We start from the raw sequence: 8,551 nt of genomic DNA, 5'->3' as shown, positions 1-8,551 counted from the left end.
TGACTATCTCTGCGAGCAGTTACGCTCGCCTAGACTGATTGTTGCGTAAGTCCTAACCTTTATCGATAGTTTATTACCAGACCCCTTGATAAATGTGTACAAACGCCTTATTAATAGTGAGCCATATATTATTTTTCACATTAAAAAGTTACTATTGCTCTAATAAAAAAGTTACCATTAGCTCAACTATTTTTAGCGACGTCTGGATCTTACTATTTCATCTAGTTCGTGTGAATAATCAGCGGCAGTATTTATTATAATAAGCACCCATAGCTTAGCCGTTCGCTAACCTCAACCCCTTTATCTTATGTACTTATAAACAGGACATCTTTATGACAGATTATGATCGCATCACTGCCAACCCACATTTTGATATGCTGATGAGTGCACACAACAACGTGCAAAGCACTCAAGCTGCACTAGTGCCTATGGTGGTTGAACAATCATCACGCGGTGAACGCTCTTTTGATATCTTTTCACGTCTATTGCGTGAGCGCGTTATCTTTTTGACCGGTCAGGTCGAAGACAATATGGCCAACCTTATCGTTGCACAATTGCTATTTTTAGAAGCTGAAAACCCTGACAAAGATATTCATTTATATATCAACTCACCAGGCGGTTCAGTGAGCGCTGGTTTGGCTATTTTTGATACCATGAACTTTATTAAGCCTGAAGTATCAACTATCTGTATGGGCGGTGCTTATAGCATGGGTTCATTCTTACTGGCAGCTGGTCAAAAAGGTAAGCGTTATTCCCTTGCTAATGCTCGCGTGATGATTCACCAGCCTTCAGGCGGTGCGCAAGGCCAGGCAACGGATATCGAGATTAATGCTCGTGAAATCCTGAAAACTCGTTCACGTCTAAACAGCATCTTAGCTGAGCGTACTGGTCAGCCAGTAGAAAAAATCGAAAAAGACGTCGAGCGCGATTACTGGTTGGATGCGCAAGAAGCCAAAGAATATGGTTTGGTTGACGAAGTATTAGAGCGCCGCCCTACTTCTTTATAATTAGCATATAACAGCCTTGATGAGAACCAAATGCCTTAGCGTGATACGTTTTGGCATTGATGTAAATAATCAAAATATTTATAAGTTTTAAAACTTAGGAGCGCCTTTATGGCAGAAGACAATACCCCGCATTGTTCGTTTTGCGGCAAAGCCAAAAGCGAAGTGAAGCAGCTGATTGCCGCTGACGATGCCAATATCTGTAACGAATGCATCGAGCTGTGTACTGACCTCATTGCCGATAGCGCAGAAGACAGTGATGACAATAGCGAAGTCGATACTTCTTGGGTAAATAAAAAATTACCAACGCCAAAAGAGTTGCGTGCCAAGCTTGATGAGTACGTGATTGGTCAAGACGCCGCCAAAAAAGCATTAGCCGTTGCCGTTTATAACCATTATAAGCGTCTAAAAGTCAGCCAGACCTTAGCCAGTGATAGCAAAAAATCTAAGATTGGTGCTGATGATGCCATGGTGGAATTGGCAAAAAGTAATATTTTGCTGATTGGCCCTACCGGTTCTGGTAAGACATTGTTAGCACAAACCTTAGCACGTCTGCTTGACGTACCGTTTGCGATGGCTGATGCCACGACCCTGACAGAAGCTGGTTATGTCGGCGAAGACGTTGAAAACATCGTGCAAAAGCTGCTACAAGCCTCTGATTACGATGTAAGTAAGGCTGAGCAAGGTATTATCTATATCGATGAGATTGATAAAATCAGTAAGAAAGGCGATAACCCTTCTATTACTCGTGATGTATCAGGTGAAGGCGTACAGCAGGCATTGCTAAAGCTGATCGAAGGTACGGTAGCTGCTATCCCGCCACATGGTGGACGTAAGCATCCACAGCAAGAGCTCATCCAAGTCGATACCAGCAATATCTTGATCATCGTAGGTGGTGCATTTTCTGGTCTTGATAGCGTCATTCAACAACGTACTGAGAAAGGTGGCATTGGCTTTAACGCAGATGTTAGCTCAAAAGACGATAGCCGTCGTAGCTCAGATTTATTGCAAGAAGTTGAGCCAGAAGATTTGATTAAGTTTGGTCTGATTCCTGAGCTAATTGGTCGTTTGCCTGTACTCGCTGCATTGCAAGAGCTAGATGAAGAGGCACTTGTACAAATCCTAACTGAACCTAAGAACGCACTGGTCAAACAGTACAAGTATTTGTTTGATATGGAAGGTGCTGAGATTAACTTTACTCAAGAAGCACTAGATGCCATCGCGAAAAAAGCCATGGAACGTAAAACAGGTGCACGTGGTCTACGCTCTATCGTAGAAAATGCCTTACTTGAAACCATGTACGAACTACCATCGATGAAGGATGCTAAAACAGTTCTTGTTGATGAAGAAGTCATCAATGAAGGTAAGACACCTGACATTTCTTAATATCTTATCGACCTAATATAGCTAACGATTATGCGTTGGCTATACAAAAAAAGCGTCTGGCAAAGTTTGCTCAGACGCTTTTATTTTGTCTCATCATTATAATCTCTAGACCGTGTCTTCATTTTAAAAATACTAATAAAAATGTGATAAAGAGCATTCAAACAAGGAAAATAGCGTAGATAATATCGAGATATTAGTCAGCTATCTGACAAAATCTAGCCATTTTTAGTTCATTTAGATGACTATCGATTGCGTTGAAGATACGCCCTAGTTCAATGATAAATGCTATTTACTATGAGCGTATCAGCAGCGTCTATTGCCATCTTCAGCATCAGTTATCAATCATACAAAAGTGATGTACATCTCCTATCAAAAAAGCCACACACAGCTAAATAATCGATCTTCACGACTGACAAACACTGCTACTGATAAAAAATGGGCTTGAACAAACAAGTGACTTAAATAATCTTTATGTTAAAGCCCTATTTCTAAACCTACAACGACTTCTCATGCAACTTTCTTAGCAAGTGAGTTGTCTAATAGATCTGTTCTTACATTTTAATATAACAAATAATATATTGTGTATTTATATACTACTATTGTGTATTTTGATACAATTGTATTTCTAATAACTTACAGATTGATTACGTGCTTAGTTTTTAACCCTCAATTGAAAGGCGTTACTTTTAGTATGACGATTAAGTTACCAGATAAACACTTATCCAAATATTATTTTTCATAATAAGGATGTTTTAATGAAAAATTTCTTACAGACCAAGCCATATCTCCTAATAGCAACTCTCTTTGCTATTGGTGCTACTAGCATCACGGCCTGTAGCGAATCAGGTACAAAAGCTGTCGATCGTGTCGAAGAAGCCGAGGCCATCGCCCGAGTAAAGTCACTCGAAGCGCAAGCAACAGAGATCAAAAATGAGTTGGCGGAAAACCCAGGTGCTAAGCTGAACATCAGCATGCCCGCTGAATCGACCATCCCTGACGATGAGTACGGTGCTGCCGTCCGTCGAGGCTTAGAGCTTGCCAACCATACTTATCGAGAGCTACCTGACAACGTCGGCAACAAGCTCAACTGTACTAGCTGTCACTTAGCAAATGGTTCAGAAGCTTATGCTGCACCATGGAATGGTCTACCAGGTATCTTTCCCATCTATCGCTCGCGTGATGCACGTGTCAACTCATTACAAGAGCGCGTCAACGGCTGTTTTCAGCGTTCAATGAATGGTACTCCGTTAGAAGTAGATTCGGATGAGATGAACGCCTTTATTTCTTATATGACGTGGTTATCGCAAGACATGCCAATTGGCGTTTCACCTCCAGGTCGTGGGTTTGTCGAGATCGACAGTTCACTCACGCCAGACCCTGTCAAAGGCAAAGAAATTTTCGCTGCGACCTGTACCACTTGCCACGGTGAAAATGGTGAAGGTCAGTACAATGACGATGGCACTTATGTATACCCTGCCATCGCTGGTGCAGATTCATTTAACGATGGCGCAGGTATGGCAAGGACATACAAGGCGGCTGCATTTGTAAAAGGTAAAATGCCTTTTGGTCAAGGTAATACTCTGACTGATCAAGAGGCCATCGATGTGGCTAGCTACTTCACTCAACTAGACCGTCCAGTGAAATCCAATAAAGACCAAGATTGGCCAAAAGGTGGAGCACCTGTAGACGTGCGTCGTTAATCTTATATAGGATCAGATGTCGACTCATTTAGATTGTGATAATTAGAATGAGCACATGACCCGTACAAGAGACCCTATACAGACAACCGGCAACTTATTGCTGCTATACCTGAGGAATAAAAAGCCTAACTATTTATATAGTTAGGCTTTTTATGTTTAGGGCAACAAATTCAACACACCTTAATTATAAAACAAATAAATAGCTAAGGCAGCTTCATATCACCAGCGACCAACCAACCCATACGGCGCATGATATAGGCGACCAACCCTGCAATTAGCGCAGGCAATACAAACATCAATAAAATAATCGCTGTCCATAATTGACCGGTACTCATAATCTCCTGTGATGCTTCAATCACGCCGAATACACCGACCAATCCAGCGGTACCCATGCCTGCTCCCGTTGCCGTGCAAGCCAGGCCAAAACCTACGGTCGCAATAGGGCCAACGATAGCACTGGCAATCACAGCTGGTAGTAAAACGATGGGTTTTTTTAGTACATTAGGGATTTGCAGCATGCTGGTACCTAGGCCCTGAGAGACCACGCCGCTCACACCATTGTCTTTGAAACTTGCAACCGCAAAACCAATCATATGTGCTGCACAGCCCACTACCGCTGCACCACCTGCTACACCGCCAAGCCCAATAGCGATACAAATAGCCGCACTCGATGTCGGCAATGTCAATAAAATACCGACCACAACGGCAATGACAATGCCCATTAATAATGGCTGAAGCTCAGTCGCTGCTTGAATGCCTTGACCAATGGTAGCAACAGCAGCGACGATAGGAGGGTTTAATAGCGCACAAACGGCTAATGCAACTGCACATACCAATAACGGAACCAATAAAATATCAAGCTTGGTCTTTCCTGCCACCCAACTACCCGCACGATAAGCAAAAACTGATGTTAGATAGGCGCCTATCGGATTCCCAGGCAACGCTACAAACGTCGCAGGTCCGCCAACTTGTGGTGTAAACAGCGTGCCTGCCATTAGTGCTTCGGAGTGAGCACCTAGCATACCTGCTACCAAGCAACTTAACATCACTAATGTCGGTGCTTTAAGATAATAAGCAATGCCGACGCCAATACCCGCTCCCATCAGTATTGATGCCAGTTTGCCGACTGCAACCAACGCAGGTAAATCTAACCAACCGCCAATTTGGGAGATAATAAGGCCTGCAATCAATGTCACAAACAGCCCTAAAGCCATCCCAGTAAACGCATCGATGAAATATTTTTGGAAAAAAGCTTTAATGATGCCAGTAGAAGATGTTGTTGAGTCAGATACAGTCATAGCCATACTCGTTGAGGAAGTAATGATAAGATATAATAAAATGGCAAAGTAAAATAGCGTTACTAAAAATAAGAGACAAAAAAAGCGTCATAACGACGCTTTTTTGAATAAACCATTACTAGTAACTGCACCTAACGACGCTGCTCTACGATGATAGAATCAATACCATTATTCTGTAATCGCTGCTGAGCGCTAGCCACCGTTTGACGGTTGCTCATTGGCCGAGAGATTACTTGATAAATAGGCTCGCCATTACCCGTTGTGTTTTTGACCACACGAGCATCTACTCCTGCCATCAGCACTTGTGCGCGGCGGCGATCTGCTTCATCAGCATCACCGAAACTGTTTATTTGCAATATATAAGTGGCAGCAGGTGTGGCAGCTTGAACGTTGGCAGTACCTGCATTACTGTCAGAGTTATCTGTGCTGCTGACCGATGTCGCGCTATCATAAGTCGCATTTTCTTCGACAACAACGATATCGCTATTGGCAGCGTTATTGCCATTACTAGGTTCAATCACCGTATTTTCAGAAATACCTAAATTACCCTCATCGTCACTACCACTGGCTGACGAATTAGTAGGCTGTGTGACCACGATATCGGGCTCAAAAGCATCGACACCTCCTATGCGATCATTATTTATCTCACCAAAATCTTCATCAGGTATGGTGGCCATCTCTTGATTTGGCAAAATATCATAAAACTCATAATCGCCATTATCAGTATCAGTCTCAACTCGTGGCTGTACCTGACGATCTTGCTCGTTTTCGGCGCTGCTATCGGTCGGACTAAAATCAAACAATGGTGACAAGTATATAAACACACCGATCATAAGGGTCAATACGGCCCCAACGAACATCCATAATAAGCCTGATACACTACTTGTTTTGCGCTTTTCAGTCGCGCCTTTAGGTTTTTTGGCTAGCATGGATCTGGTTCTCCCTACTGAATCTATCTATCATTATTAAATTATTGCTATCAACCATCTATACTCACTCTACAAACTAGAGATTTTTCTATGTAAAAAACTACTACATGCTAGACGGCGCAGACAATCCTAATAAACTAAGCCCATTAACCAATACTTGACGAACAGCTTTAGACAAACGCAGACGAGCTTGCATCAAATCTATCTCATCTTGACTCGGTGTCTCACCTGACGTTAGGCTCAATGGTAAAATACGGTTGGTATCATACCAACCGTGAAATAGCGCTGCCAGCTCTTTCAGATAATTGGTCAATACATGGGGCTCATAGCCAGTTGCTGCTCGTAATAGTGTCGCTGGATACCCTGCTAGTAGTTTAATCAACTCGTCTTCATTGGGCGCACTAAGCAGATTCTGATGCGCCAGACCAACGGCATCATCTACTGTTAAATCATAGGTAGCCAGTTTTTCTAGTACGCGGCAAACACGGGCATGCGCATATTGAATGTAATACACCTGATTGTCTTTGCTTTGTGATTTAGCAAGCTCCAAATCAAAGTCAATATGCACTTCAGGCTTACGGGCCACATAATAAAAACGCGCGGCATCATTGCCAACTTCGTTTCGTAAATCACGCAGGGTGACAAACTGACCTGAACGCGAGGACATTTGTACTTTTTCACTACCACGCCATAACGCGACAAACTGTACCAGCACCACATCAAGTTTTTCTGCATCGATACCCAAGGCAAGTAGTGCTGCTTTGACACGTGGAACATAGCCATGGTGATCAGCGCCCCAGACATTGACGACTTTATCAAAACCACGATCAAATTTGTTTTTATGATAAGCAATGTCAGAAGCAAAATAAGTAGACTGACCATTAGCGCGGCGTACCACACGGTCTTTTTCGTCACCGAAGTCGGTCGATTTAAACCAGATATTGCCGTCTTTTTCGTACAGATAGCCTTTTTCGTCTAATACTTGTAGAGCCGGCTCAATCTCAGCATCAATCGACTTTTCGCTGAACCAGCATTCATAGCTCACGCCAAAGTCATTTAAGTCATCTTTGATATCGGCCAAAATACTACTCAACGCTGCATTTAAAAACAACTCATAGCCATCACCAAGCAAAGTCTTACTATTGGCAATCAGCCCATCGATATGCGCTTCTTTATCACCTGACAGCAGTACTTTTTCACCATCTGCGTTTATCTCAAACTCGGCATCTGCAGGCACGTCTTTGGCAACGTCTGTAAAGCTATGAACATAGCTATCAGCATGTTGCACTTTTAGCGTTTTGGCAATATCACTGACATAGTCGCCTTGATAGCCGTTGACAGGAAAAGTCACTTGCTCGCCATTTGCTGCTAAATAACGCAAATAGGTACTGGTTGCTAAGATGTCCATTTGACGACCAGCGTCATTGACATAATACTCACGCGTGACGTCATAACCGATCGCTTCTAGCAAGTTTGACACGCTCATGCCAAATGCCGCACCACGCCCATGACCAACATGCAAGCTAGACGTTGGGTTGGCAGAGACAAACTCAACTTGTATTTTTTGCCCTGCAAACTGATTGCTCAAACCAAAACGGTCTTGCAAGTTAAAAATATCGTCTAATACGGCAAACTTCGCTTCAGCATTTAAAAAGACATTAATAAAACCCGGCCCTGCGATTTCTACTTGGCGGATATCTTGGTTTTCAGGCAAGGCATTAACGATTTTTTCGGCAAGTTGGCGCGGGTTGGCCTTGGCGGCTTTTGCGGCAGTAAGTGCGATATTACTGGCAAAATCACCATGGCTTAGGTCTTTGGTACGCGTGATTTGACTGTTATTTTGCCAATCGCTTGGTAATGTACCATCTGCTTGTAAAGTCTGAACGGCATCATTAAACAGTGAGGCAAGTGTATCAATCTGGGCTTGTGACATAAGGATGTGAACTCAATTAAATAAACAACAAAAACGGTGCAAAAATACGGTGAATGTAAACGACCGATAACCGCTTATAATAATAGCGACCGACATTGTAAAAGGTAAAATAATATAAAAAGATAAATAACCTGTAAATATAACAATCTTTGCGCTTTATTGCACCATTTACACCAAAATTAGCACTGAAATCTTACCGTTAAGACGGCTTCCCTTAGTAATTAGGATCTGTTGGACGTTTAAAGCAGAGACCATCCCGAATTCTGTGTAACTGCCGTTTAGATTAAATGCTTGCTGATAC

At 42.7% G+C, this 8,551-nt stretch carries 6 protein-coding genes; 3 read left to right on the top strand and 3 right to left on the bottom strand.

From position 1 onward, the window contains the following. The first annotated feature begins 374 nt into the window (after positions 1 to 374). The 3 genes from clpP to EI164_RS12705 all read left to right on the top strand — a co-directional run bounded on the left by clpP (position 375) and on the right by EI164_RS12705 (position 4,090). Positions 375 to 1,007: an ATP-dependent Clp endopeptidase proteolytic subunit ClpP gene (gene clpP / locus EI164_RS12715; protein WP_413038464.1), complete on the top strand. Its 633-nt coding sequence runs from the start codon at positions 375 to 377 to the stop codon at positions 1,005 to 1,007. 108 nt (positions 1,008 to 1,115) lie between these two features. After that, the gene (clpX, locus tag EI164_RS12710) at positions 1,116 to 2,390 is read left to right on the top strand and encodes an ATP-dependent protease ATP-binding subunit ClpX (protein ID WP_192520319.1); all 1,275 of its coding nucleotides are present in this window, start codon (positions 1,116 to 1,118) and stop codon (positions 2,388 to 2,390) included. Positions 2,391 to 3,145: 755 nt separating this feature from the next. After that, positions 3,146 to 4,090, top strand: coding sequence for a c-type cytochrome (locus EI164_RS12705; protein WP_192520318.1), 945 nt, complete (start codon positions 3,146 to 3,148; stop codon positions 4,088 to 4,090). Between the two features lie 203 nt (positions 4,091 to 4,293). Here EI164_RS12705 and EI164_RS12700 read toward each other — a convergent pair whose 3' ends face one another. The 3 genes from EI164_RS12700 to argS form a co-directional block, all read right to left on the bottom strand. Continuing rightward, positions 4,294 to 5,388: a PTS transporter subunit IIC gene (locus EI164_RS12700; RefSeq protein ID WP_192520317.1), complete on the bottom strand. Its 1,095-nt coding sequence runs from the start codon at positions 5,386 to 5,388 to the stop codon at positions 4,294 to 4,296. Positions 5,389 to 5,519: 131 nt separating this feature from the next. Further along, complete coding sequence (locus EI164_RS12695) at positions 5,520 to 6,317, bottom strand: SPOR domain-containing protein (protein ID WP_192520316.1); 798 nt, start codon at positions 6,315 to 6,317, stop codon at positions 5,520 to 5,522. Between the two features lie 103 nt (positions 6,318 to 6,420). Next, positions 6,421 to 8,250 (bottom strand): arginine--tRNA ligase, encoded by a 1,830-nt coding sequence (gene argS / locus EI164_RS12690; protein ID WP_192520315.1) that lies wholly within the window; start codon positions 8,248 to 8,250, stop codon positions 6,421 to 6,423. Positions 8,251 to 8,551: the final 301 nt, after the last annotated feature.

The sequence above is a fragment of the Psychrobacter sp. FME13 genome (assembly GCF_014861395.1).
Classification (GTDB): Bacteria; Pseudomonadota; Gammaproteobacteria; order Pseudomonadales; family Moraxellaceae; genus Psychrobacter.
The sequence above is the reverse complement of the archived record's forward strand: the minus strand, read 5'-3'. Positions and strand labels throughout refer to the sequence as shown.

What these genes read in the sequence shown, in the direction of transcription:
- clpX (WP_192520319.1), top strand. Translation starts at nt 1,116, where the DNA reads ATGGCAGAAGACAATACCCCGCATTGTTCGTTTTGCGGCAAAGCCAAA.
- EI164_RS12705 (WP_192520318.1), top strand. Translation starts at nt 3,146, where the DNA reads ATGAAAAATTTCTTACAGACCAAGCCATATCTCCTAATAGCAACTCTC.
- argS (WP_192520315.1), bottom strand. Translation starts at nt 8,250, where the DNA reads ATGTCACAAGCCCAGATTGATACACTTGCCTCACTGTTTAATGATGCC.
- EI164_RS12695 (WP_192520316.1), bottom strand. Translation starts at nt 6,317, where the DNA reads ATGCTAGCCAAAAAACCTAAAGGCGCGACTGAAAAGCGCAAAACAAGT.
- EI164_RS12700 (WP_192520317.1), bottom strand. Translation starts at nt 5,388, where the DNA reads ATGACTGTATCTGACTCAACAACATCTTCTACTGGCATCATTAAAGCT.
- clpP (WP_413038464.1), top strand. Translation starts at nt 375, where the DNA reads ATGCTGATGAGTGCACACAACAACGTGCAAAGCACTCAAGCTGCACTA.